The following is a 23,818-nucleotide window of genomic DNA, read 5'->3' as shown; positions in this document are numbered from 1 at the left end:
GGGTGGGCTATTTGCCGTGGCGGAAGCGCGCGGAGCTGCGATAGACCGATCGGTACGCGCCGGGGTTCTCGCGCACCGAGCGCGGAGCGCCGCCGCGCCGCTCCGTCGCGCCGGCGAGCGTCCAGCCCCGCAGGTCGGCGGCGAACGCGCCGGCGATGAGCAGGAGGCCCAACACGAAGTAGATGGGATGGCGGCTCATGTGTCCGTCGCGTCCTGGATCACGGACGCCAGCTTCGACCCGGCGTCGCTCTCCGCCCACCGCCGCGTCTCGAAGCTCGCCGCGCGGTACGTGCCCACCACCGGCGGCACGAGCAGCGCGAGCAGCACGACGGCGAACGGCCACACGCGGGGCACGTCGCGCGTGACGCGCAGCGTGTACGTGATCGGGTGTCCGGGACGCGGCTGTCCGATCGGCTCGACGCGCAGCACGTACTGGCCGCCCGGCACGGGGCCGAGCGTCACGCGGTCGCGCCGACGTCCCTCCGACCACGTGCCGTCGGCGTCGGAGCCCGAGTAGTACGCGACCTCGCGGCCGAACGGCCACGCCTGCCCCGTCGTCTCGTCGACGAGCGTGTACTGCAGGTACATCCACTCCTGGCTCACGTCGGCGTCGGTCTCCACGACGACGTTGCCGGTGGCGCCGGGGATCGTGAAGCGCGGCGTGACGAGCGGCGTGCCGGTGACCGTCGAGTCGGCGTTCACCGCGCGCGCGAACGTGCTCGGCGGCGCGAGCTCGTAGCGGCCCTCGTACACCCGCGCGCGCCGCGCCGTCAGCGCGCGGCCGAGCAGTCCGACGAGGCAGAGCAGCGCGAGCAGGCCGAACGTGCGCCACCACGAGCCCACGCCGCCCGCGTACGGCGACGGCTGGTTGGCGTAGATGCCTAACGGCTGCGGCGGTCGGCCGGGGAGCGCGAACGCCTTCCACACCGCCGGCCCATCGACGTAGCTGCCGAGCGACCACGTCGTCTCGTGCTGCGTGCCCTCGGCGCTCAGCACCCGCGGCGGGGCCACGTAGTCGCGCACCTCCTCGCTGTCGCCGGCGCGCACCTGCCACGGGAACTCGCCGGCGATGAACGTCGTGCGGGCGCGCGCCGTCTGGAACAGGCGGAACGACTGCCCGCCGTAGCTCGCCGACGAACGCGCGCCCGTGCCGTACGCGAGCGGGATGCCGAGGAGCGGCACGACGTCGTTCCAGTGCCCGTCGTACTCGGTGAGGTAGCGGAAGCCGCGGTACGGGTTGAACAGCAGGTACTCCCGCCACGAGTAGTCGTCGCCGTCGACGCTGATGGTGCGCTGCTGGAAGCCGATCACCTCGTACGGCGCGCCGCGCCATTCGCCGCGCGTGCCCAACGGGATGAGCGGCTCGACCGTCATGCGCTCGTGTGCGCGCTGGAGGATGCGCAGGTTCGGGTCGCGCGCGTCGAGCACCGCGCCGCAGTGCCCGCACGCGACGCTCTGCGTCCACGCGAGGCCGCGCAGCTCGATCGCCGCGCCGCAGCTCGGGCAGCTCACGGCGCGCACGGCGCCGGCGCTCACCGCGGGAGCGGCCATCCCTCGAACTCCCGCAGCCCCTGCAGCCGGAGCGCGTCGAACTCGACGAACTCGCCGACGAAGACGAGCGGCGGCGTCTCGCTGTAGTCGATCGTCGCGAAGCGCGCCGTCGGCGTGCGCAGGTCGACGAAGTTCACGCGCCCCTTGTCCCAGTACTCGAACGGCAGCTCGCCCTCCACCGTCACGTAGCGCGCGGCCGTCACGGTGGTGACGGTGAACCGGTCGCCGGCGACGTCGAGCGTGCTGCCGGGGGCGAACTGGAAGTCGCGCGGCAGCTCGGGGGTCGGCGTCACGAGCTCGGTGACCGCCCACTCGAGCTGCGCGTCGGAGAGCCACCCGCTGCGGCCGTCGTCGAAGCGGAGGTGCCACTCGTTCCAGCCGCCGCGCTCGTACTCGTAGACGATGCGCCCGACGACGGTGAAGTTGTGTCCGCGCCACGTGCCCGCGGAGCCGCGCTGCACCGGCGAGCTGTCGAGCGGCACGTCGCCCGCCACCCCGACCTTCTCGAGCTCCACGTCGTGGCGCACGAGCACCGAGCGGCAGTACGCGCACGTCGTCTGGACCGCGCCGGACCAGAGGAAGACGATCGCCGCGCCGCAGTTCGGGCAGGTGGCGGTGCGTCCCGTCACGCGCCTAACGGAACGGCGGCCGGCGCGTAGCGGCGGTCGAGGCGGCGCACGCGCACGTCGGCCGCCGCGAGGTGCCGCGCGAGCCCCATCGTCCAGTCCCACGCCGGGCGCGGCACGCAGCAGAACAGGTTCACGCAGATCGACCCGTGCTCGGGGAACGTGTGCAGCGCGAGATGCGACTCGGCGAGCAGCACGAGCCCCGTCACGCCGCCCGGCGCGGGGAACGCGTGCCACAGCGCGGGCGCCACCGGGCGGAGGGCGAGCGCTGCGACGAGGTCGTCGACGAGCGCGCCGAGCGCGGACGGGTCGGCGAGGCGCGCGGCGTCGCAGCCGAACGCCTCGACGACCCATTCCTCGCCGGCGCTCACTCCTGCTTCCCGCCGCACTCGGAGCAGAACTTCGCGGCGCGCGCGATCGACTTTCCGCAGTTGATGCAGAACTTCGTGTCGGCACTCGGGACTGGGGACTCGGGACTCGGGACTGGGGGCTGCGGAGTCCCGGGTCCCGAGTCCCGAGTCCCGGGTCCCGACATCGCCTGCGCCATCGACTGCCCGATGATCGCGCCGGCGCCGAGGCTCGCGCCGAGTCCCGCGACGCCGCCCTCGTTCGCCGCCGCGATCGGGATCGACTGCGCGGCCTGAAAGCGCGCGTAGTCGCCGAGGTTGCCGACCATGTTCATGGCGATGCGCTCGTCGAGCCGCTTCTGCAGCTCGTCGGGGAGCGACAGGTTCTCCACCGTGAACGACGCGAGCGCGAGCCCCAGCTCGGCGAACGCGGGGCGCAGCTTCGCCGCGATCGCCTCGGCGGCGACGCCGGTGTTCGCCGCCATGTCGAGGAACGGCGTGCCGCTCCCGGCGAACGCCTCCGACATGCGCGACACGACGAGGTTGCGCAGGTGCGGCTCGAGGTCGGCCGCGCGGTAGATCTCGCGCGTGCCGCTCACCTGCTGCATGAGCGTGACCGGGTTCTCGACGTTCCAGCTGTACATGCCGAACGCGCGCAGCCGCACCATCCCGAAGTCCTTGTCGCGGACGGTGACCGGGTTCTGCGTGCCCCACCGCTGCGCCGTCTGCACGCGCGTGGAGAAGAAGTACACGTCGGACTTGAACGGCGACTGGAACAGCTTGTCCCAGTTCATGAGGTTCGTGAGCAGCGGCAGCGTGCTCGTGTTCAGCGTGTAGCGCCCCGGCCCGAACACGTCGGCGACGCGCCCCTCGTTCACGAACACGGCGACCTGCGACTCGCGCACGGTGAGCTGCGCGCCGTTCTGGATCTCCATGTCCGCCATCGGATACCGGTAGGAGAGCACGCCCTGCTCGTCCTCGGTCCACTGGATGACGTCGATGAACTGCTTGCGGAAGAAGCTGCCGAGGCCCACGGGTACGCTCCGGGTCGGTGACTGCGGTCCAATGTCGTGGCGTGCCATACCCTACGGAAGAGCGACCGTCGATGTTACGCCCCCTTCACAGCCGGTTGATGCCGGCCAGCGCCGCGACCTTGTACGCCTCGGCGAGCGTCGGGTAGTTGAACACCGTGTCGCGGAAGTACTCGATCGTGCCGCCGAGCGCGAGCACCGCCTGGCCGATGTGGATCAGCTCCGTCGCGCCCTCGCCGATCGCGTGTGCGCCTAACAGCAGGAGCGAGTCGGGGTCGAACAGCAGCTTCAGCATCCCCGTCTCGTCGCCGAGGATCTGCCCCTTCGCGAGCTCCTCGTACTTCGCGACGCCGACCTCGTAGGGGATGCGCGCGTCGGTGAGCTGCTGCTCGGTGCGCCCCACCATCGAGATCTCGGGCACCGAGTAGATGCCGTACGGCAGCAGCTCCGGCGCGACCGGCTTGCGCGGCGCGCCGAACATGTGCGCGCTCGCCAGCCGGCCCTGCTCCGCGCTCGACGCGGCGAGCGACGGGAAGCCGATGACGTCGCCCGCCGCGTAGATGTGCGGCACCGCCGTCTGGAAGCACTCGTTGACGACGATGCGTCCGCGCGAGTCGGCCTGGAGCCCCGCGGCGCCGAGGTCGAGCAGGTCGCTGTTCGCCTGACGGCCCACGGCATAGAGCAGCGCGTGGCCGTGCACGCGCTTGCCGCTCTCCAGCACCGCCTCTACGCGCCCGCGCGCGTCGATCCCCACCGATGCGACGGTCTCGCCGAGCCGCAGCGTGGCGCCGCGCCGCCGCATGTGATAGCACAGCCCCTCGATCAGCTCGCGGTCCACGAAGTCGAGCAGCGTCGGACGCTGGTCGATGATCGTGACCTTGATGTCGAGCGCCGTGAGCATCGACGCGTACTCCAGTCCGATCACGCCCGCGCCGACGACGATGAGGTCGCGCGGCAGCTCGGGCACGTTCGGGAGCTGGTCGGCGTCGAAGATGCGCACGCCGTCGAGCGGGATGTCGGGGCTGCGCGCGGCGCGCGTGCCGCACGCGATGAGCACGTGCTCCGCGGTGAGGCGCGTCGTCGTGTTCGTCGCCGACGTGACCTCGAGCGTGTGCGGGTCGACGAAGCGTACGGTGCCGGGAAGCGTCGCGACGCCGTTGCGCCGGAGCTGGTTGCGGATGACCTCCAGCTCGCGCCCGACCACGGCCTGCACGCGGTGCGCGAGATCGCGCGCCGAGATCCGCTCGCTGACGACGTAGTCCTTGCCGTAGAACGTGCGCTGGCGGAAGCCGCTGAGATAGAGGATCGCCTCGCGCACGGTCTTGCTGGGGATGGTGCCCGTCTGCAGGCACACGCCGCCCGTCATCTCCTGTCGGTCGACGATGACGACGTGCTTGCCGAGCTTCGCCGCGGCGATGGCCCCCTTCTGTCCCGCCGGGCCGCTGCCGATCACCGCGAGGTCGTAGTCGTACGTGTCCATGGGACAGGACCCACAGGATGGCGACGGGATGATCAGGAAGCCGTGCCGTTCGTTTGGACAGGATGAACAGGACGGACAGGATGCGAACCAACACCAGCAGCGTTGCCTTTGGTGTTGGTTTGCATCCTGTCCGTCCTGTTCATCCTGTCGAAAAGAAGAGCACCGGCATCCCGTCCATCCTGTCTCAGTGCACCCAGAGCAACGGCTGCCTGATCGGGTAGTTCCGCACGATCTCGTCCACGTTGGGATCCGGATCGAGCGTGCGCCAGAGTGCGACGTAGCGCGGCTCGGCGAGCGCGCGGCCGCCGAACAGGAGCGACGGCTGCCGCACCGGCCACTGATCGTGGTACTGCACGTCGGGCGGCTTCGGCCAGATCTGCTTGTCCTCGATGTACGGCGCCATGTACGCGAGCGCCTTCCGCATCCCGCGCCCGTCGGGCGTCGTGAACGTCCACTCGGCGGGGCCGAGCACCTCGGCGAGCGTTCCCATCACGTCGAGCTGGAACAGCGAGTAGCCGTACGGCTTCGTGCGCGCGAGCTCCTTCGGGAACGATCCGTCGGGGGCCATCTGGTCGGGGATCAGCTTCGTCTCGAACAGCCGACGCGCTTCGTCCACGCGCGCCGAGTCGCCGACGAGCCGCGCGAACTCCGCTACCTGCAGCGCCCACGCGGCACTGTGGTTGTTGCCGTTGTCGCGCTCCGCGATGCCGTACGGGTGCGTGGTGATCCACGTCAGGTAGTCGCGGAACCACGCCTTCGTGCCGTCGAGCGTCGCGGCGTCGATCGCGCCTAACCGTTCCAGCTCGCGGACCGCCTGCGCCACCTCGACCAGGTGGATCGTGTCGATGATGCCGATGCCGCGCCCCGTCGCGACGCCCTTGATCGCCTGGCCGTAGAGCAGGTTCGGGTTCATGCGCGTGCTCTCGGCCACGAACCACGCGCGCAGGTGCTCGGCGGCGCGGTTGGCGTATCGCGCGTCGCGCGTCAGCTCGTACGCGGCGACGAGCGCGGGCACGATCTGGCTCAGGCGGCGCATCGCGTCGCGGTGGGCGACGAAGTTGTCGGGGTTCGTCTCGCCGTCGCGGCGGACGTACGGCCCGTCGGGATGCGCCGGGTCGGGCCACCAGTAGTCGCCCTCGGAGTAGAAGTCGTGCACCCCGCCCGCGCTCCGTGCCGCGCGGTAGGCGGTGATCGTGACGGGCGGCTCGTCGAGCCAGCGCTGCGCCGCCGCGAGCACGCGCGGCCGCTCGATGCGCTCGAGCTCCGCGCGGGTGATGGCGGGCTGCGCGCCGGCGCTCGACGCGAGCAGCGCGCCGAGCGCCACGTACAGCAGTCGCCGCATCAGGTGCGGCCGAAGATCGAGAGGATCGTCGCCGCGCGCTCGTCGAGACTGTCGAGCAGCCGCACGAACGACGCACGGTCCTCGGTGCCCAACGCCTCGCGCGCCACGGTCTGCAGGATCGCGCGCACGGCCTCGCGCTCGGGGGCGTGCGGACGGGCGAGGGCCTTGGAGGCGGAAGCGGGTGCTGCGGAAGCCGGTGCTGCGGACGCGGGTGCGGCGGAGGGACGAGGTGCCGCCGCACCCGCGTCCGCAGTACCGTCCGGCGCGCCCGATTCCGGCCTTCTCGATTCCGCCGGCTTCGATTCCGCCTTCTTGGGCGCACCTGCGCGCAGCGCGGGCAGCCGGTACGTCGCGTGGAACTGGCGCGGGGACAGTCGGCGCACCTTCGGGTCGATCGCGCGCGCCTTCTCCAGCAGCGCGTCGTTGCCGACGTTCGGGTTCTTCGCGAGCTCGCCACGAACCATGGCGGCAATACGCTCGTTTCGTGGCGGCATCGCCATTCTCCGGTAAGCGTGGGATGAACTGCGGGCGCAGACAATCTGTCGCGCCCCACACTGTGGCCGCCAGCGAGGCGGCGACGGCATTGCTTGACAGTGCCACAGTGGTGCCACACGTTCGGCGCGCCGCCCGGCCGGTCGACGACGCCGTCACGGACGCGCGCGCCACCAGATGCGTGCTCTCCCCCGGGCACGCTGGGAGACACCTCCATGCTGGCAGGCCGCCACGCCGTCGTGCTGCTCGCCGCCCTCGCCACCGCGACCCGCGGCCGGGCGCAGCCGACGGACCCGGTGCCGTCGGACGTCACGTTCTCGCTGCGGCGCGCGTTCCTCGACTCGCTCGCGACGTCCGGGCCTAACGATCGTACGGTCGGCGCGCGCTGGACGGTGACGCTCGCGATGGGCGAGCACTCCGGCGTCCATCCGCTCGACCAGGACTGCGAGCTGCATGTCGCGGCGCGGCCGCTCGGCCACGGCGTGCTCGCGAACCCGGCCGGCATCGTCGTCGAGCCGCCGAACGTCTGCAAGCGCCGAGTGCCGCAGATCGCGCAGACGGGACCGATCGCCGCGGCGTGGATCGACTACTTCAACCAGCACGTCACGCACAAGCAGTGCGACGTCACGGGCTTCCCGCGGATCTTCAGCGAGCACAGCTCCGGCGGCACCACCGGCGGCTCGAATCCCGATCACGTCCTCGAGCTGCACCCGGCGATCGGGCTCACGTGCGGCGCGCAGCACGTCGATCTGCTGCCCCTGATCCACGCCTTCCCGGGCATGCGCCACATCTCCGACGCGTCGGCGGTGGCGTGCCTGGAGGAGCGGAAGCTGTTCGTGCGCCAGCGCGGCTCGACGAGCGCGGTGCGCTACGAGTTCCTGGAAGAGGGCGCGAAGACCGACGCCGGCCGCTGCGGCAACTTCGTCATCGTCGACGCGCACATCGGCAAGGAGTACCTGCGCGCGCTCACGAACGGCGGCGACCACGTGGCGCTCGCGCGCGTGTGGGTGGGCGAGAGCGGTCCGTATCCGCTGAAGATCTACACCTACGCCGGCACGCCGGAGGACGACCGCGTCGCGGCGCTGATGGCGAACGACGACGACGGGGCGAGCATCGAGCTCCGGCTGCACGGCCTGTTCACGTACGACTACTTCACCATCCTGCAGGCCGTGCAGGACGAGCAGTTCGCGTGGCTCCCCGGGTCCGCGCTGAAGGACTACCGGGAGATCTCGCACCCGCTCGCGCTGATCGTGTTCGGCCGGGGAGCGCCGCCGCAGTGAGCGCGCTGGACGTTCAGCGGCGCTCCGGCCCGCGTCGACAGACGTCCACGTACGCGGGCTCCGCCGCGGCACAGTCGCGCGCCGTCGCCGCCGCGTCGTGGATCAGCGCCATGCGCGCGCCGACCATCGCGTAGCACGCGTCCTTCGCGTCGGCCGGCGCCGCGCGGCACAGGCCGAGCGCGCGCCCCGGTGTCCACGTCTCGTCGATGTAGCTCTCCGCGGCGCCGGCGAGGCACGCACCGAGGTGCCGCGCGACGCCCATGCGGCAGACGGTGATCACCGACGCCTCGTCGCCGAACCAGCCGGTGCTCTGCTTGCCGAGCCCGTGGTGGCACGCGGCCATCGACGGTTCCGGCGCTTCGGCGCAGAACTTCGCCGTGCGCGACACGTCGTGCGTCAGCTCGTCCACCATGATCGGCTGGTACTCCCAGCACGACGGCTGGTAGGCGGCGGCAACGCTGTCGCACGGGAAGCGCGGGTCGGCCTTGCGCAGGAACGTGGCGTCGTTCGTGCCCGCGCGCGGCTCGGTCGCGCGCACCGCGATCTCCATGAACACCCCGTCGTGGCACTCGCCGCGCATGTCCGGCGCCGACAGCGCGTCGCACCCCGCGAGCGCGCGCGTGATGTCGTTGCGGGCCCGTGCGGTGAGGCCGTGCCCCATGCCGTGCGCGCACTCGAGCAGCGGCAGCCGCGCGCGCCCCGCGGCGACGATGGACGGGCAGAGCGCGTCGAGCGCGGGGCGCGCGACGGCGGAGTCGGACGCGGCGCGCGGCGACGTGAAGTAGCCCTCCATCACGCCGTGCCAGCACCCCGCCTCGAACTCCGGCGTGCACAGCGCGAACACCTTCGGGTCGTCGTGCGCGCGCGCGACGGCGAAGCGGCCGAGCGCGTGCGCGACGACGTGGCCCATGAGCGCGAGGTTCGAGTCGCGGGCCGCGGCCGTGCGCAGCGAGTCGAGCGCGGGACGCACGCCGGCACGGCGCGCGGTGAGGAAGATCGCGGCGACGTCGAGGTCGCGGTCGCTCGCCGCGCCCCAGTCGAACGCGGCGGTGTGCATCTCGTGCGACGCGTGACCGCCCGCGGCGGCGTGCGGCATGTCGTGCGGCGTATTGTGCTTCGCCGGGGGCGGCTGGCGCGTGCGTCCGCGCGCGCTCGCGTACACGCTCCCGCCGACGAGGCCGAGCGCGAGCAGCATGACGAGGACGATGATCCGGCGCGGCATCGGGACCTCCAGCGTGCGGGAACTCCCGAAAGATGCCACCGGTGCGCTACGGCGTCACCACGCCACGCCCGCCCCACTGTCCCGCCGCGCCTTCAGCGCGTAGCCGAGCCCTCCCGCGCGGTACCACTTGTACCCGAACGCCTCCAGCGCCACGCGGTGCACGCCGCCCGCGTCGGCGTGCTGCTCGTCGTTCACCATGAGGTTCGACAGCCGGTCGCCGCCCTCCACGCCGTCGAGCGAGAAGCGCACCTCGCGCGGGCCGCCGCTGAAGTTGTGCACCGTGACGACGGTGTTGCCGCGCCACGAGTAGCAGAGCGCGAGCACCTCCGGCGCGCGCGTCGGCAGCACGCGCCACGTGCCCCAGCCGATCTCGGGACACTCCTTGCGCAGGCGGATCATGCGCACGGTCCAGTTCAGCATCGAGTTCGGGTCGCGCCGCTGCGACTCGACGTTCAGGTGGCGGAAGCCGTACGGGCCGTCGGACAGCACCGGCTTCACGCACCGCTCCGCCGTCGAGAAGCCGCCGTGCGCCTCGGCCGACCACTGCATCGGCGTGCGCACGGCGTCGCGCTCCTTCAGCTTCAGGTCCTCGCCCATGCCGATCTCGTCGCCGTAGCGCAGCACCGGCGTGCCGGGCAGCGCGAACAGCACGCTGTACGCGAGCTCGAGCTGGCTCCGCTCGCCCACCATCGACGCGAGCCGGCGGCGGATGCCGCGATCGTACAACTGCATCTCCGGCGTCGGCCCGAACCGCTCCATGACCTTCGCGCGCTGCTCGTCCGTTAGGCGGCCGAGGTCCAGCTCGTCGTGGTTGCGGAGGAAATGCGCCCACTGCGCGCTCGGCGGCAGCGCCTTCGTCGCCAGCAGCGCCTTCGCCAGCGGCCGCGCGTCCCCCGACGCGAGCGCGTAGAACAGGTGCTGGTTGACGAAGAAGTTGAACATCATGTGGATGCCGTCGCCGTGCGCCCCGAAGTACTTCTTGTTCTCCGGCGGCAGCACGTTCGCCTCGCCGAGCATGATCGCGCCCGCGGTGCGCCACTCGAGGAACGAGCGCATCTGCGCGAGATACTCGAAGTGCAGCGGCGGCGTACGCCCCGACGGGCCCGGCGATCCCTCGATCACGAACGGCACCGCGTCCACCCGGAAGCCGGAGACGCCGAGCTGCAGCCAGTACCCCATGATGCGCCGCACCTCCGTGCGCACGTCGGGGTCGTCCATGTTCAGGTCCGGCTGGAAGTCGTAGAAGCGGTGGTAGTAGTACGCACCCGCCTCCGCGTCCTTCGTCCACGTGCTGGTCTGCACGCCGGGGAACACCATCCCCTTGTTCCAGTTCTTCGGCCGCGTCTTCGACCACACGTACCAGCTCCGGTGCTTCGACGCGGGATCCCGGCGCGCCTCCTGGAACCACTGGTGTCGATCCGACGTGTGGTTCACGACGAGATCGATGAGCACGCGGATGCCGCGGCCGTGCGCGTGCTGCATGAACTCCACGAAGTCGCCGCTCGAGCCGAAGCGCGGATCGACGCCGTAGAAGTCGCTGATGTCGTAGCCGTTGTCGCGCCACGGCGACGGCTGGAACGGGCCGAGCCACAGCGCGCTGACGCCGAGCGACTCGAGATAGTCGAGGCGGCGGGTGAGCCCCTCGAAGTCGCCGCAGCCGTCGCCGTTGCCGTCCATGAACGCCTCGAGCGAGAGGCTGTAGATGACGGCGTTCTTGTACCAGAGGTCCTCGATCATGCCCGCGGGCCCGATGCAAGGACCGGGCTGTCGCATCCCGCTAGATTCCGGGGAGACACCGCACCCGGAGTGATTCCGTGCTCTGCTCCACGCTTCAGACCGTGCTCCATCGCGAGCTCGGCGCCGTGCGCCGCTCGGTGGAGGCGTACCCCGACGAGGCGAGCCTGTGGCAGGTTCCCGCGGGGCTGCCGAACGCCGGCGGCACGCTCGTGCTCCACATCGCCGGCAACCTGCAGCACTACATCGGCGCGGTCCTCGGCAACTCGGGCTACGTGCGCGACCGCGACGCCGAGTTCTCGCGCCGCGACGTGCCGCGCGCCGAGCTGCTGGCCGAGATCGACGCCGCCACCGAGGCGGTGGATCGCACGCTCGCCGCGCTGCCGAACGACTGGCTCGACGCCGTGTACCCGGAGCGCGTCGCGGGGCACGACGTGCTCACGCGCGACTACATCATCCACCTCGCGTCGCACCTCGCCTACCATCTCGGCCAGCTCGACTACCACCGCCGCGCCATCACCGGCGACCGCCGCGGCATCGGCGCGCTCGCGCCGGCCGAGCTGCCGGATCCGGAGGCGGCACGGTAGAGGATCGGCTCACGCGGAGCCGCGGAGGACGCGGAGACGATCAAAATCTCTCGGTGTTCTCCGCGTGCTCCGCGTCTCCGCGTGAGAGCTGCCGTCACCTAGATCACCCGCCGCGGCGCCGCCGTCGCCGGGTCGCCGGTGTTCGGCGTTCCCGTGCGCTCGATGAGCAGCAGGTGCACCTCCTCCTCCGCCACTGGCCGGTGCTCCACGCCGCGCGGCACGACGAACAGCTCGCCGGGGCCTAACGACACGGTCCGGTCGCGCAGCTCGATCGTCAGCCGCCCCTTCAGCACGAGGAAGAAGTCGTCGGTGTCGTCGTGCGCGTGCCACCGGAACGGGCCCTGGAGCTTCGCGACCATCAGGTCGTGGCCGTTGAACTCGCCCACCGTGCGCGGCTGGAAGTGCTCGGCGAACGTGGCCAGCTTCGCCTCGAGGTTCACGACGTCCATGGAGCAGCCTCCGTCAGGGAATGAGCAGCACCTTGCCCGTCGTCGCGCGCCCCTCGAGCGCGCGGTGCGCGTCCGCGGCGTCGGCGAGCGGGAACGTCGCGCCCACGCGCACGTCGAGCGATCCATCGGCCACCCAGCCTAACAGCTCGTCGGCGCGCGCCACGAGCTCGTCACGCGTCGCGGTGTAGTGGGCGAGCGTGGGACGCGTGAGGAACAGCGAGCCCTTGCGGTTCAGGATCTGCGGATCCACCGGGGGCACGGGCCCGCTCGACTGGCCGAACAGCACGAGCATCCCGCGCCGCGCCAGGCAGTCGAGGCTCCCGTCGAACGTCGTGCGGCCGACGGAGTCGTACACCACCGGCACGCCCGCGCCGCCGGTGCGCCGCTTCACTTCCGCCACGAAGTCCTGCTCCGTGTAGCGGATCACGTCGTGCGCCCCCGCCGCGCGGGCGAGCGCCTCCTTCTCCGCCGTCGACACCGTCGCGATCACGCGCGCGCCCCGCCGCGACGCGATCTGGCAGAGCAACAATCCGACGCCGCCCGCGCCCGCGTGCACGAGGCACGCGTCCCCCGGCTGCAGCGGGTACGTCGACGTCGCGAGATAGTGCGCGGTGAGCCCCTGCAGCATCACCGCGGCACCCGTGCGCGTGTCGACGCCGTGAGGCAGCGCGACGAGCCGCGCCGCGGGGGCCGCCGCCAGCTCCGCGTACGCGCCGACCAGCGACTCCGACGCCACGCGGTCGCCGACGCGCACCGTCGTCACGTCGGGCGCCACGGCGACGACGGTTCCGGCCCCCTCGCTCCCCGGCGTGAACGGCAGCGGCTGCGGGTAGAGCCCCTTGCGGCGGTAGACGTCGATGAAGTTCACGCCGATCGCTTCCAACCGCACGACCGCCTCGCCGGGGCCGGGCGTGGGATCCGCCGCCTCCTCCAGCCGCATCGCCTCCGCCTCGCCCGGCGCGTGCACCCGAATCGCTCGCATGTCCCTCCTCCGTCGTGTCGTGGATCACGTCCGCCGTAATCTGCACGATCGGCGGACCGCGCGGCGCTCCGGCCGGACCGTTAGGCGCAGTTCGTGCGCGCCTGCTCGCGCCGCGCGGCGGGCCACCGCACCCGGAACGGGCACGACTCGTGGACCACCGTCGTGCCCGCGTGCTGCACGGTGACGCGGAACTTGTAGGTCCCCGCCGGCAGCGCGTCCTCCAGCGCCGGCGCGAGCCAGATCGCCGCCCAGCGGTGCGCGTCGCCCGCGTCCGCCGACGCGGTCCGCCCCTGGCGCAGCACGGTGAGCACGCCCGCGTCGCCGTCGTCGTCGGGGGTGCCGCGCGGCGTGGTGCGCACCACCCAGCCGTCGCCGCGCTGCTCCAGGATCTCCACGCGCCGCGCCGCCGCCGCGTCGAACTCGTCGCGCACCGCGACCGTCTCCGTCCACTCGAAGTACGGCAGCGCGCGCGCCGGCGCGCCGCGCACGTCGCGCAGCACGTCGGCGAAGCCGTCGTCCGGGGCGGGCAGCGAGTCGCCCACCCACGACGCGCCGACGCGATTCGCGCCCGCCGACGCGTCCGGCTTCTTGCCCGGGCGATACGTGCGCGCCGGCACGACCGTCGGGTCGGCACGCACGAGCCGCGCGCAGTCGACCATCGGCGCGCCCGTTAGGCACCGCAGCGCGGCGATCAGCGCCCCCCCCTCGCCCGCGCCCCACAGCGTCGACGCGCCCATGTAGTCCTGGCGCGCGTACTCGTCGGCCGTCGCGGTGTACGACGCGTACTCGTTCGCGAGGCCCACCAGCTCGAGCGGCCCGCCACCGAGGCTGTCGCGGAGCGCGAGGCCGAGCGCGGTGCTCATCTCCAACGGCACCGCGGCGATGCGCAGCGTGCCGAGCCGCGCGAGCGTCACCGGGAGCTCGGCCGGGAACTTCCACCGCGGCGCGAACAACGGGGTGAGCCGGAGCGGCACGAGGTCCGCATCGAGCGCCGGCTGCTTCAGCCCCTGTCCCTCGCGCGGCACGCGGATCACGCCCTCGTGCCAGCCGAGCGCGTGCAGCACCTGGCGGTCGTCCTCCGCCCCGCCTAACGCCGGCACGCCGACGACCGCGTCGGCCGGCAGCCGGAGCGCGCCGCCGTAGTCGGCGCCCGGCACGAGCAGCGCGCGCCGCGCGTCGATCGACGCCACGACGATCGTGTCCCGCGGCGCGGCGCGCACCGCGTCGAGCGCCGTCGTCATCGCGTCCGCCACCCGCCGCACCTCGCGCATGTCGCGCGCGCCGCGGCTCGGCACGACGTCGCCCTCGGCGCCGTTGAACACGCCGACGATCTCGCCGCCGCGTCGCTCCATCGTCGACACGGCCTGGCCGAGGAAGTCGCTGCTGTAGAGCGGAGCGCCGTGGTCCAGCACCGTCGGATGCACGGCGACGAACACGAGCGACGCGACGCGCCGGCCGGCGCGCTCCACCGAGAGCACCGTCGCCGTCGGATCCGCGGCGCGCCGTCGCGGACAGCCGGGCAGCGTCCATCCCGTCGCGAGCGCCTCGCCACGCTCGATCGTCGGCGCGCACTTCACCTCGCGCGGCTCGAGCCGGTCGAGCAGCGCCTGCGCGTTCCAGTTCGCGAGGAACGTCTCCGGCGAGCGGTTGAGCAGCAGCGTGTCCGGCAGCCGCGCCGACTGGCGCACGAGCGTCGCGGCGCCGCCGTGCCGCGCGTCGGCGATCGCCGAGTCGACGGCGAGCGTGACGCGGCCGACGAGGAAGTCGAACAGCGCCGCGTCGAACCCCTGGTACGTCGCGGCGAACTGGTTGTAGATCGCCGCGGTGAGGAAGTTCCCCGGCCCCTGATGCGTGTGCGTCGCCGCGATGACGACCGCTTCGGGCGGGACGACGAGCCCCGAGTCCGCCCATCGCTCGGCGACCGCGCGGCTCACCGCCGCGGCGAGCCCGCCGGGCACCGCGAACAGATCGCACGACACCAGGATCAGCGGGCGTCCGTCGGCATCGGCGAAGAAGAACGCGCGCGCGTGGAGGCGGGTCCAGTACGCGCGCGCGAAGCCGCCCGCCGGCCCGTGCCCGCCCGTCGGGAAGCCCACCGGCGGCGTGATGTCCACGCGCGCTGCGCCGGCGACGAGCCGTCCCGGATGCCACGTCGCGGTGCCTAACCGATACGCCGGCACCACCACCGGCGCCGCCGCGTTGCACGTCTCCGACAGCTCGCAGCCGAGCGGCGCGAGCGCCCGCAGCAGCGGCGTGGTATGCGAGCACGCCGACGCGATGCACGCGACGCATGCCGCGACGAGCCACGCGATGCGGCGTGGCCTCACCGGCGCCCCCACGGCCCGGGGATCGGCGCGAGCGCGGCGAGCGACAGCGTCCACTGGCTCCCGTAGTGCCCCGCGCGCGACAGCCGCTGCGCCTCCGCGAGCACGTCGGTGTACCAGAGCTGCGCGTGCAGGCCGCCGCCGAGCCCGCCCGCGAGCTGCGTGCGCCGCCAGCCGAGCGTCGAGACGCCGACGTTCGCGATGGAGTACGGCATCAGCACCACGTGGTCGCCGAGCCGCACGGTGTTCGGCGAGACGAACGGCGACGCACGGAGCGACCAGCCATCGCGCGGCGCCTCGTAGATCACCGCGCTGTCGCGCCGCACGAACGGCACGTACCGGTCGCGCCGCACGTCGAAGCGGTAGCCGAGCACGTGAAGGAACATCTGCAGGAACGAGTTCTCCTGCTCGTACACGCGCCGGTGCGGGAACAGGTAGAGCGCGGCGAACGGCCGCAGCCCGCCGTCGTCCGAGTACGTCGCGCCTAACGTGATGCGCTCGCCCGACCGACACATCGGGTCGCGCCGCCCTTCCGTGACGCAGCCCACGAGCACCGAGTCGAAGAGCGGCCACCCCGGCGTCCGCTCGGCGCGCGCGATCGTGGGTGGCGCGTGCGTCGCCGCGTCGTCGACGATCGACTGCGCGGGGATCGGTGCGAGGTACACGGGGCGCTGCCGCACGAGCGCGGTGGCGCCCGGGCTGCCGGTGATCGCCGTCGCCGCGAGCGGCACCGCGGGCGGCGGCCCTCCCTCGGGCGCCACGAGCCGCGTCATCGCGCCGGTCGATGGGAGCTGCACCGGCGGCCGCGCGTCCGCGGGCGGCAGCCACGACGCGAGCCGCGCCGCCGGCATCTCGTTAGGCTGCGCCGCGCGCTCCACTTCGATCGTGCCGAGGAACAGGTAGTCCGGCTCCGCGGGCCGCGGGCGCGGGTGCCTGACGTGGACGTACACACGCCAGGCTCCGCTCGCCTCCGCCACGACTTCGGCGCGCGGCACGAAGCGCGCGTCCGACGTCCACGCGTCGCGGAGCCGCACGTCCGGCCGCTCCGCGCCGGCGATCGCGCCGAGGTCGACGACGAAGTCCTGCACCGTGTCCGTCGGCGGCGACGTGACGAGCGGCAGCGTGCCGCTGCTGCAATCGCCCTCGCTGCCGAGGTTGCGCACCATCACCGCCCACTGCTCCGTCACGCGGTCCGCGCTGCGCTCCACGCCAGCGAGCACCGATATCGCGAACACCGGGTGCAGCTCCGACTGGAAGCCGTGCACGCCGTCCACGCCGAACACGCCGGTGACGGTGGCGACGCGGTCCTTCAGCAGCGCGCGCGCCGCGTCGCGCGACAGCATCGCCGACTTCAGCGTGCGCCAGAACCCGTGCGCGGCGTCGGGGAGCCGCTCGAGCGTCTCGCGGTTGTAGAACTCGATGTGGTAGGCGCGCGCCGTGTCGCCGGGCGACGGGTCGTCGCCGGCGCCGAACGGCTCGTTCGCGTGCGCCACCGCGTTGGGCGCCCGCGTCAGGAAGCGGAGCGTCACGTCCTGGTCGGTCACCGCCGACGGCGAGTACGAGTCCCACCGCAGCAGCCCCGTCGCCGTGACGGGAAACCAGTTCACGTGCCCGCGCACGTTCCCCGTCTTGCCGCCAGTGACGCAGACCGCGCCGAGCACCAGCGTCGGCGCCGCCTCGTTCAGCGTCACCACGCGTCGCTCGTCCTCCGACAGGCAGCCGTCGCGCGTGACGACCGGCGTGCGGCGCTCGAGGTGCGCCGTGGCGACGCGGAACCGGCAGCGCTGCTCGATGTTAGGCACCTCGCCGGGCGCCGTGCCGAGCCACCGCGGGTTCAGCAGGAACCCGTTCGGGTCGAGCCGCGCCGTCGCGTCCGGCGGATACAGCCGGAGCGTCTCGCGCGGTGCCCGCGCGCCGCACGCGCTCGCGAGCGCGACGAGGAGCGGGATGAGCGGCGCGCGGCGAGCCATCGCGCGAAGCTACGGGCGGCCGTACCGGCTGTCCATCACGGCGCCGCGCCTTGCCTCGGCGTACACCGCGACGTAAGTCAGCACGCCTCCCGGTCGCTGCCACTGCCTCTTTCCCGGAGAAAGCCTCATGACGTCGCACCCCCCGCTCGCGCGACGCATCCAGCAGCTCGGCACCCTCGGTCTCTGCGTCTCGCTCGGTGCCTGCGCGCTCGGCATCGACGACCCCTCCGTCCCTCGCGCGCCCGCCGCGCCGAGCTACGCCGCGGGCGGCGGCGGCCCCTCGTTCGTCGTCGACGTGTCGAACGACACCACGGCGCAGAACGAGACGCCGCTCGCCGTGAACCCGCTCGATCCGGCGAACATGATCACCGGCAACAACGACTGGAACTACAACGACGGCTGCGGCGTGAACGCGACGTTCGACGGCGGCCGGAGCTGGACGCGCACGCTGCCTAACGGGTTCGTGCCGGGCATCACGAAGTACACGAACGATCCGTTCGTCGCCGGCACGGGCCTCTACGACTACGGCGGCGACCCCGCGGTCGCGTTCGGGCCGGACGGCACGGCGTACTTCGCGTGCTTCGGGTACCAGGGGACGCCGCCGTACGGCGTCGCACTCCTCCTCAGCCGCTCCACCGACGGCGGCCGCACGTGGACGACCGGCGGCGCGCAGCCGCTCACGCTCGTCAGCGCGTTCAACGGCGACGGCCACGCGCGCGGATCCACCGGCCAGTTCCCCGATCACGAGGCGATCCACGTCGCGACGGACGGGACCATCTACGTCACGTGGGCGCAGTTCAACGGCTACGGCTCGCGGTCGCCCGTGTACGTCGCGACGTCGGTCGACGGCGGACGGTCGTTCTCCACGCCCGTGAAGGTGACGAGCGGCTCCGTGCGCAGCGACCAGGACCAGCGCATCGTCACCGACCCGCGCACCGGCGTCGCGTATCTCACGTTCGACAACTCGGTGCAGGGCGGCAAGGGCACGGCGATGTTCGTCAGCCAGTCCACCGACCGCGGCGCGACGTGGAGCGCGCCGGTCCGCTTCGGCACGTTCGAGAACCCGGTGTGTCTCTTCCCACCGTACTGCTTCAACATCTCGGGCAGTCAGTTCCGCGGACCCGGCTCGTACCCGGCCCCCGCGTTCGATCCGACGCGCCGGCGCCTGTACGTCGCCTACACCGACATCGTCGGCGGCCGCGCGCAGATCCTCCTCACGTCGGCGAGCGTGTCCGACCTCACGCGGTGGACCGCGCCGCAGGTCGTCGCGCCCGGCGCCGGTGACCGGATCAACGTCGAGATGAGCATCGAGCCGGGCTCCGGCCGCATCGACCTCATGGCCAACGACCGGAGCTGGACGCGCAACACCCTGTTCGACGTCACGTACCTCACCAGCAGCGACGGCGGCGCGACGTGGGCGACGCAGCGCGTCACGAAGTCGGGCTGGGATCCGTCGCAGTACGGCGTCCCCGACGGGGCCGGCATCCGCCCGTTCATCGGCGACTACGACGGCATCGTCTCGCTCCCGACGACCGCGGGCATGACGTGGACGGGCCCCGGCCGGACCTACGGCGCGCTCCCGACGAACCTCGAGGTCTACTTCGGCAGCGTCACTCCCTGAAGCGAGTGGGGAGCGTGGAGCGTGGAACGTGGAGCGTGGAGCGTGGAGCGACGTCCGCCCCACGCTCCACGCTCCACGCTCCACGCTCGTCAGGGCTCCGCGAGTGGCCGCAGCCCCAGCGCGCGTGCCGGCGCGGCGTTCGGTGAGCGCATCCGCGCCGCGTTCCGCATCGCGCTCCGCGCCATCAGGTTGCGCCGCACCGTCTGCAGCTGCGGCGCGGTGAGCCGCACCGCGCCACGCAACGCGCCGCGCATCGCCGCGTCGGGCGCGTTCAACGTGCGGGTCGCCGCGAGCGAGTTGCTCTCCATGCCGAGGTCGACCCACGCCGCGATCTGCAGGTCCGTGTACGCGCCGGCCTCCAGCTTCTCGAACGTGAGGTCCTCGTCGTCGAGCCACGAGCGCTGCAGCGACAGGCGCGGGAAGCGCGGCGAGTACAGCGACGAGAACTCGCGCTGCTGGTCGAACCGGTACTGCACGTCGTAGCGCGGTCGCACGTCGGCCGGGTCCGCGTACAGGTTCGCGAGCACGTAGTAGCGGCCGCGCAGCACGAACCGGTTCGTCAGATAGCCCTCGTACGACACGCCGCCGTCGTACGAGTCCGGCGTCAGGTGCCCGTTCGGCGACACCGTGCCGAGGAACGGGATGTACAGGCCGCCGTCGGGCTCCAGGATCCACATGTCGATGTCGACGCCGTGCGACGTGCTCGACGTGTCCCAGACGACGTAGCTCTCGAACCGCTGCTCGCCCTGGTCGAGCGCCGCCGTCGTCGGCGCGCCCGTGCCGCCCTCCAGGTACGCCGTGAGGAACCGCGTCCACGCACGCTCGGGCAGCAGCTTGCGGTACTCGGCGAAGCTCAGCGGGCCGCCGTCCGGGAGCGCGTCGTCGGTGCCGCCGCTCGGCAGCAGCGCGTGCAGCCCCGTCGCGCGCGACACGTCCCGCGCGTTCGACGCGGAGCCCTTGCGCGCCGTGTTGCGCACGAGGAACGCGGGGCTCGCGAGCGACTCGCGCAGCGCGCCCAACGTGCTGGCGAGCGACGGATCCGCCGCGCGCTCGCGCAGCGCGTCCACGAACGTGCCGATGTCGGCGAGCGGCTTGATGTCGAACCGCTGCGCCTGCTCGGCCGCGTTGTGCACCGCGGCGTTGCCGTCGGCGTCGCCCACGGCCGCGGTGAGGCGGTCCGCCGCCGCGTCGAGCGCCGACGTGAACTGCGCGAAGCCCGCCATGTCGTACGCCGACTTCGTCGTCGACGCGCGGTGCTTCTCGTAGAACTTCGCCCACTCGTCCACGAACATCCCCGCCACCGCGCGCCCGTCGGCGGTCGGATGCGCGCGCAGCGCGGTGAGCATGCCGGTGTACGGATCGCCCTCGCCGGGCTCCGTCTCCTCCGAGAACACCACGTAGCGCGCGAACGGCGCGACCTCGGTCAGCGTCTCGTAGCCGGCCATCAGGCACATGTCGAAGTCGAGCACGTCGATCGCGCCCACGCCCGACAGCGCGGCCGGCAGCTCGCCGATCGACATCAGGTGCGAGCCCGCGGTCGTGAGATCCTCGAGCAGCCCCGCGTAGCCGCCGCCGTGGTTCCACAGCACGAGCGCGTAGTGCTTCGCGGGATAGCGGTCCTTCGCCCACCGCACGAACTCAGCGATCTGCGCCGGATCGGTCATGTTGCGGTCGCCGATGTCGGTCACCTGACCGTCGGGGCCCGTGACCGAGCGCGCGCCGCCGGTGATGGCGTATCGGAACGTGTTGAAGTTGGGCAGGTGCGCGCAGCTCGGCTGCCCGCAGCCGGCGCGCGCGAACTCGGTCGGGTTGAACTCCGCCTGCACCACGACCTGCACCTCCGGCGACACGCCGGCGGCTTCCATCTCGTCGATGTCGCCGACGCCCTGCACGGCGAGGCTGTTGTCCGCCGCCATGAACACCATCACGGTCCACTCGCGCGACGGCGCGCCGCTGCGCGTGCTGTCGTTCGAGAGCTCCAGCGCCGGCCGGGCGTGCGCGACGCGCGGCGCCGTCACGGTATCGGCGCACGCGGTGATCGCGACCGACGCGGCGGCCAGCGCGACTGCAGTCAGTGCGCGCCACCGGCGCGCCGTCGACAGGGCTTGCATGGGTCGATCCTCGGGGTGCGGCCCGGCGCGGCGCGGAAGACACCGCCTAACCGTCGCGTGGGCTCGTGACTACGTACGCGGCCGCGCGCCCCTTTCCATCACCCGAGTGATCGGACGCCGCGACACGGGGACAGGATCGTGATCCCCGCCACGAGGCGCTTGGGTCGATCGACCCAGGTCATTCCACGCGCAGCGCCGTCGCCGGTGCGACGCCGAGCGCGCGCCGCGCGAGCCACAGCATCGCGGCGACGGCGACGAGCGCGAAGCACGCCGCCGCCGCGGCCGGCGCGACGAGCTGGATCGCCGCGTTCACCGGCAGCGTCGTCGCGACGACCTGTCCCACCGCGATGCTGAGCGCCATCCCGATCGCGCCGCCGATCAGCGTCAGGCGAACGCCCTGTCGCAGCACGAGCGCGAGGATGCTCGGGCGTCCGGCGCCGAGCGCCGAGCGGATGCCGATCTCGCGACGACGCTGCGCGGTCACGTAGGCGACCAGTCCCGACAACCCGGTGACGGCGAGCGCGAGCTGCAGCAGCGCGAGCACGCCCGACGCGCGTGCCGCGACGCGCTGCGGGATCAGCGCGCGGTTCATGTAGTCCGCCAGCGGCTCGACGTCCGACGCGACCGCGCCCGCGTTGTACGCGCGCAGCGCCCGCGCCACCGAGGGCGCGAGCGCCTCCGCCGCTCCGCCGCCGCTCACGCGCAGGTGCAGCACGAGTCGGCCCTCGCCGCCCGTCATCGGCAGGTACAGCAATCCCTCGCCGGGCTTCGTGGTCGTCGCCGACCGCTGCTCGTCGACCAGGCCGATGATCTCGACCATGTGCCCGTCCTCGTTCATGCGCAGCACTCGGCCGATCGGATCCGCGCCCGGCCACAGTCGCTCGGCCAGCACGCTGCTCACGATCGCGACGGGCGCCGCTCCCACGCTCATGTCGCGCGCGTCGAAGTCGCGGCCGCGCAGCAGTCGCAGTCCGATCACCTCGAAGTACCGTGGACGGATCGCGTTCGCGTCGACCGACCGCGCCGCGTTCGTGCGATCCGCGGCCTGCTGCGTCACCTGGACGGTCATTCGCTCGCCCATGTTCGGGACGTATCGCGCCGCGCTCGCCGCCTCGATGCCGGGCATCTCGTCGAGCTGCGCCACGATGTCACGTACGAGCGCGGCCGCGCGCAGCGAGTCGCCCGCGCCCGGCAGCAGCGTGATCGGCGCGACGAGCACGCGCGTGGCCTCCACGCGGCGACCGCCGGCGTAGCGCGCGAGCGCCAGCACGATCAGCGTCGATCCGGCGGTGAACGTCACCGACAGCGCGACCTGCGCGACGATGAGGCCACCGCGGATGCCGCCCACGCGGATGCCGCGCCGGCCGACGCCCTCGGGACCCCTCAGGTCCGCGTGCACCTCGCCGCGCAGACTCTGCAGCGCCGGCACGAGCCCGAACACGAGCAGCGCGAGCAGCACGCCGCTCGTCACGAACAGCAGCGTCCTGAGGTCGAGCGCGAGGTCGACGTTGGGCAGCCCCGCGGGGCGGTAGCGCACCGCGACCGCCGACGCCGTGGCCGCGAGCGCGAGCCCGAGCACACCGCCCGGGATCGCGACGACCGCGGTCTCGGTGAGCAGCTGACGCACGATGCGCCGACGTCCCGCGCCGAGCGCGAGGCGCGTCGCGATCTCGCGGCGGCGCGCGGCGGCGCGCGCCATCTGCAGGCTCGCGAGGTTCGCGCTCGCCAGCGCGAGCAGCCCGAGCCCCATCGCCGTCACACCGCCGACGACGAGCAGCAGATCGCTCCCCGGCACGCCGGCGAGCCGCGCGTCGCGCTCGCGCTGCGCGGTCACGCGCCGGCCGCGGCCCGGGTCCTCGCTCCACTCCTCCGGGTACTCGGCGTACAGGCGCGCCGCGACGATGCCGAGCCGCGCCTGCAGCGCGCCTAACGACGCGCCGTCGTGCAGACGGGCCACGACGTGGAAGCGCCGGTTGCCGCGCCCGTTCAGCACGTCCTCGCCCGGCAGCAGCAGCCGCGAGAATCGAGCGTCGATCCAGAACTCGTCGACGAACTCGCGCATCGTCCCGAGAAACTCGCGCGGCGCGACCGCCGCGACGCGGAAGAACTGGCCGTTCACGCGCACCGCCCTGCCGACCGCCGACGGATCCGACGCGAACGCGCGTCGCCACAGACCGTAGCCGAGCACGATCGTCGGCTCGTCGTCGCGCGCGTCGACCGGAAAGCGGCCGAGCGTCGGCGTCACGCGCAGCGTCGCGAAGTAGTTGGACGACACGAGCGCGCCGCTCAGCAGCGCGACGTTCTCGCCGTTGCCGACCGCCGCCTCGAGCCGGGCCTCGCTCGTCAGCTGCGCGACGGGAGCGGCCGCACGCGCGAAGTCGGCGAGGTCGCGATACGAGCTTCCCCCGCGCGCCTCGCCGCCCGAGTTGCTCGTGAACACCGACACGAGCTCCGCGCCCCCTGGCACCGGCAGCGGACGGTAGAAGAAGCCGTTCACGGCGGTGAACAGCGACGTGCCCACGGCGATCGCCAGCGCGAGCGTGAACACCGACACCGCGACGAAGCCCGGCTGGCGACGGAGCTGACGCAGGGTGAGACGGAGATCGCGGAGCACGTCCATGGCGTCGTCCTGGAAGAGAGTGTCGCCCTACGCGCGACGGCGTCGTCGC

The 23,818-nt window shown here is 72.7% G+C and carries 19 protein-coding genes; 3 read left to right on the top strand and 16 right to left on the bottom strand.

Annotated elements, in window-relative coordinates; all coding sequences use genetic code 11:
* Nucleotides 1-7: 7 nt before the first annotated feature.
* The 8 genes from J421_RS27825 to J421_RS27790 form a co-directional block, all read right to left on the bottom strand.
* Nucleotides 8-199: a hypothetical protein gene (locus J421_RS27825; RefSeq protein WP_025414394.1), complete on the bottom strand. Its 192-nt coding sequence runs from the start codon at nt 197-199 to the stop codon at nt 8-10.
* Entirely contained in the window at nt 196-1,551 is a 1,356-nt protein-coding gene (locus J421_RS27820; protein ID WP_025414393.1) for a DUF4178 domain-containing protein, read from the bottom strand. Before J421_RS27820 ends, J421_RS27825 begins: the two co-directional genes overlap by 4 nt.
* Nucleotides 1,533-2,180, bottom strand: coding sequence for a DUF4178 domain-containing protein (locus J421_RS27815; RefSeq protein WP_025414392.1), 648 nt, complete (start codon nt 2,178-2,180; stop codon nt 1,533-1,535). The genes J421_RS27820 and J421_RS27815 overlap by 19 nt, the downstream gene beginning before the upstream one ends.
* Nucleotides 2,177-2,548 (bottom strand): S-adenosylmethionine decarboxylase, encoded by a 372-nt coding sequence (speD, locus tag J421_RS27810; RefSeq protein WP_025414391.1) that lies wholly within the window; start codon nt 2,546-2,548, stop codon nt 2,177-2,179. Before speD ends, J421_RS27815 begins: the two co-directional genes overlap by 4 nt.
* A complete protein-coding gene (locus tag J421_RS27805; protein ID WP_025414390.1) occupies nt 2,545-3,558 on the bottom strand; it encodes an SPFH domain-containing protein in 1,014 nt (337 codons plus the stop codon). The genes speD and J421_RS27805 overlap by 4 nt, the downstream gene beginning before the upstream one ends.
* An 85-nt stretch (nt 3,559-3,643) precedes the next feature.
* A complete protein-coding gene (gene sthA / locus J421_RS27800) occupies nt 3,644-5,035 on the bottom strand; it encodes a Si-specific NAD(P)(+) transhydrogenase (RefSeq protein WP_025414389.1) in 1,392 nt (463 codons plus the stop codon).
* Between the two features lie 184 nt (nt 5,036-5,219).
* The gene (locus J421_RS27795; RefSeq protein WP_025414388.1) at nt 5,220-6,377 is read right to left on the bottom strand and encodes an alginate lyase family protein; all 1,158 of its coding nucleotides are present in this window, start codon (nt 6,375-6,377) and stop codon (nt 5,220-5,222) included.
* The gene (locus J421_RS27790; protein WP_148306583.1) at nt 6,377-6,877 is read right to left on the bottom strand and encodes a hypothetical protein; all 501 of its coding nucleotides are present in this window, start codon (nt 6,875-6,877) and stop codon (nt 6,377-6,379) included. The genes J421_RS27795 and J421_RS27790 overlap by 1 nt, the downstream gene beginning before the upstream one ends.
* A 207-nt stretch (nt 6,878-7,084) precedes the next feature.
* On the opposite strand from J421_RS27790, the gene J421_RS27785 reads away from it, so the two are divergent.
* Nucleotides 7,085-8,149, top strand: a complete 1,065-nt coding sequence (locus J421_RS27785) for a hypothetical protein (RefSeq protein ID WP_025414386.1) — start codon at nt 7,085-7,087, stop codon at nt 8,147-8,149.
* Nucleotides 8,150-8,162: 13 nt separating this feature from the next.
* Here J421_RS27785 and J421_RS27780 read toward each other — a convergent pair whose 3' ends face one another.
* Nucleotides 8,163-9,371 (bottom strand): hypothetical protein, encoded by a 1,209-nt coding sequence (locus tag J421_RS27780; protein WP_025414385.1) that lies wholly within the window; start codon nt 9,369-9,371, stop codon nt 8,163-8,165.
* 54 nt (nt 9,372-9,425) lie between these two features.
* A complete protein-coding gene (locus J421_RS27775; RefSeq protein ID WP_025414384.1) occupies nt 9,426-11,108 on the bottom strand; it encodes an alpha-amylase family protein in 1,683 nt (560 codons plus the stop codon).
* Between the two features lie 101 nt (nt 11,109-11,209).
* Here J421_RS27775 and J421_RS27770 point away from each other — a divergent pair, with 101 nt between their 5' ends.
* Nucleotides 11,210-11,692 carry a DinB family protein gene (locus J421_RS27770; protein WP_236646351.1) on the top strand — a complete coding sequence of 161 codons (483 nt, stop codon included), beginning with the start codon at nt 11,210-11,212 and terminating at the stop codon, nt 11,690-11,692.
* Between the two features lie 98 nt (nt 11,693-11,790).
* Here J421_RS27770 and J421_RS27765 read toward each other — a convergent pair whose 3' ends face one another.
* The 4 genes from J421_RS27765 to J421_RS33200 all read right to left on the bottom strand — a co-directional run bounded on the left by J421_RS27765 (nt 11,791) and on the right by J421_RS33200 (nt 17,417).
* Nucleotides 11,791-12,141 (bottom strand): cupin domain-containing protein, encoded by a 351-nt coding sequence (locus J421_RS27765; RefSeq protein WP_025414382.1) that lies wholly within the window; start codon nt 12,139-12,141, stop codon nt 11,791-11,793.
* 13 nt (nt 12,142-12,154) lie between these two features.
* A complete protein-coding gene (locus J421_RS27760) occupies nt 12,155-13,123 on the bottom strand; it encodes a quinone oxidoreductase family protein (protein WP_025414381.1) in 969 nt (322 codons plus the stop codon).
* Nucleotides 13,124-13,203: 80 nt separating this feature from the next.
* Nucleotides 13,204-15,450 (bottom strand): neutral/alkaline non-lysosomal ceramidase N-terminal domain-containing protein, encoded by a 2,247-nt coding sequence (locus tag J421_RS27755; RefSeq protein WP_158508936.1) that lies wholly within the window; start codon nt 15,448-15,450, stop codon nt 13,204-13,206.
* On the bottom strand, nt 15,447-17,417 hold the full coding sequence (locus tag J421_RS33200) for a hypothetical protein (RefSeq protein WP_025414379.1): 1,971 nt from the start codon (nt 17,415-17,417) through the stop codon (nt 15,447-15,449). The genes J421_RS27755 and J421_RS33200 overlap by 4 nt, the downstream gene beginning before the upstream one ends.
* Nucleotides 17,418-17,544: 127 nt before the next feature.
* Here J421_RS33200 and J421_RS27740 point away from each other — a divergent pair, with 127 nt between their 5' ends.
* Nucleotides 17,545-19,038 carry a sialidase family protein gene (locus J421_RS27740; protein WP_025414378.1) on the top strand — a complete coding sequence of 498 codons (1,494 nt, stop codon included), beginning with the start codon at nt 17,545-17,547 and terminating at the stop codon, nt 19,036-19,038.
* Between the two features lie 89 nt (nt 19,039-19,127).
* Here J421_RS27740 and J421_RS27735 read toward each other — a convergent pair whose 3' ends face one another.
* Together J421_RS27735 and J421_RS27730 are read right to left on the bottom strand one after the other, a co-directional pair.
* Nucleotides 19,128-21,149 carry a clostripain-related cysteine peptidase gene (locus J421_RS27735; RefSeq protein WP_025414377.1) on the bottom strand — a complete coding sequence of 674 codons (2,022 nt, stop codon included), beginning with the start codon at nt 21,147-21,149 and terminating at the stop codon, nt 19,128-19,130.
* A gap of 178 nt (nt 21,150-21,327) precedes the next feature.
* Nucleotides 21,328-23,769, bottom strand: a complete 2,442-nt coding sequence (locus J421_RS27730; RefSeq protein WP_025414376.1) for an ABC transporter permease — start codon at nt 23,767-23,769, stop codon at nt 21,328-21,330.
* Between the last annotated feature and the right edge of the window lie 49 nt (nt 23,770-23,818).

This window comes from Gemmatirosa kalamazoonensis, from assembly GCF_000522985.1.
Lineage (GTDB): Bacteria > Gemmatimonadota > Gemmatimonadetes > Gemmatimonadales > Gemmatimonadaceae > Gemmatirosa > Gemmatirosa kalamazoonensis.
The sequence above is the reverse complement of the archived record's forward strand: the minus strand, read 5'-3'. Positions and strand labels throughout refer to the sequence as shown.

What these genes read in the sequence shown, in the direction of transcription:
- J421_RS27825 (WP_025414394.1), bottom strand. Translation starts at nt 199, where the DNA reads ATGAGCCGCCATCCCATCTACTTCGTGTTGGGCCTCCTGCTCATCGCC.
- J421_RS27820 (WP_025414393.1), bottom strand. Translation starts at nt 1,551, where the DNA reads ATGGCCGCTCCCGCGGTGAGCGCCGGCGCCGTGCGCGCCGTGAGCTGC.
- sthA (WP_025414389.1), bottom strand. Translation starts at nt 5,035, where the DNA reads ATGGACACGTACGACTACGACCTCGCGGTGATCGGCAGCGGCCCGGCG.
- J421_RS27795 (WP_025414388.1), bottom strand. Translation starts at nt 6,377, where the DNA reads ATGCGGCGACTGCTGTACGTGGCGCTCGGCGCGCTGCTCGCGTCGAGC.
- J421_RS27790 (WP_148306583.1), bottom strand. Translation starts at nt 6,877, where the DNA reads ATGGCGATGCCGCCACGAAACGAGCGTATTGCCGCCATGGTTCGTGGC.
- J421_RS27785 (WP_025414386.1), top strand. Translation starts at nt 7,085, where the DNA reads ATGCTGGCAGGCCGCCACGCCGTCGTGCTGCTCGCCGCCCTCGCCACC.
- J421_RS27780 (WP_025414385.1), bottom strand. Translation starts at nt 9,371, where the DNA reads ATGCCGCGCCGGATCATCGTCCTCGTCATGCTGCTCGCGCTCGGCCTC.
- J421_RS27775 (WP_025414384.1), bottom strand. Translation starts at nt 11,108, where the DNA reads ATGATCGAGGACCTCTGGTACAAGAACGCCGTCATCTACAGCCTCTCG.
- J421_RS27765 (WP_025414382.1), bottom strand. Translation starts at nt 12,141, where the DNA reads ATGGACGTCGTGAACCTCGAGGCGAAGCTGGCCACGTTCGCCGAGCAC.
- J421_RS27760 (WP_025414381.1), bottom strand. Translation starts at nt 13,123, where the DNA reads ATGCGAGCGATTCGGGTGCACGCGCCGGGCGAGGCGGAGGCGATGCGG.
- J421_RS33200 (WP_025414379.1), bottom strand. Translation starts at nt 17,417, where the DNA reads ATGGCTCGCCGCGCGCCGCTCATCCCGCTCCTCGTCGCGCTCGCGAGC.
- J421_RS27740 (WP_025414378.1), top strand. Translation starts at nt 17,545, where the DNA reads ATGACGTCGCACCCCCCGCTCGCGCGACGCATCCAGCAGCTCGGCACC.
- J421_RS27735 (WP_025414377.1), bottom strand. Translation starts at nt 21,149, where the DNA reads ATGCAAGCCCTGTCGACGGCGCGCCGGTGGCGCGCACTGACTGCAGTC.
- J421_RS27730 (WP_025414376.1), bottom strand. Translation starts at nt 23,769, where the DNA reads ATGGACGTGCTCCGCGATCTCCGTCTCACCCTGCGTCAGCTCCGTCGC.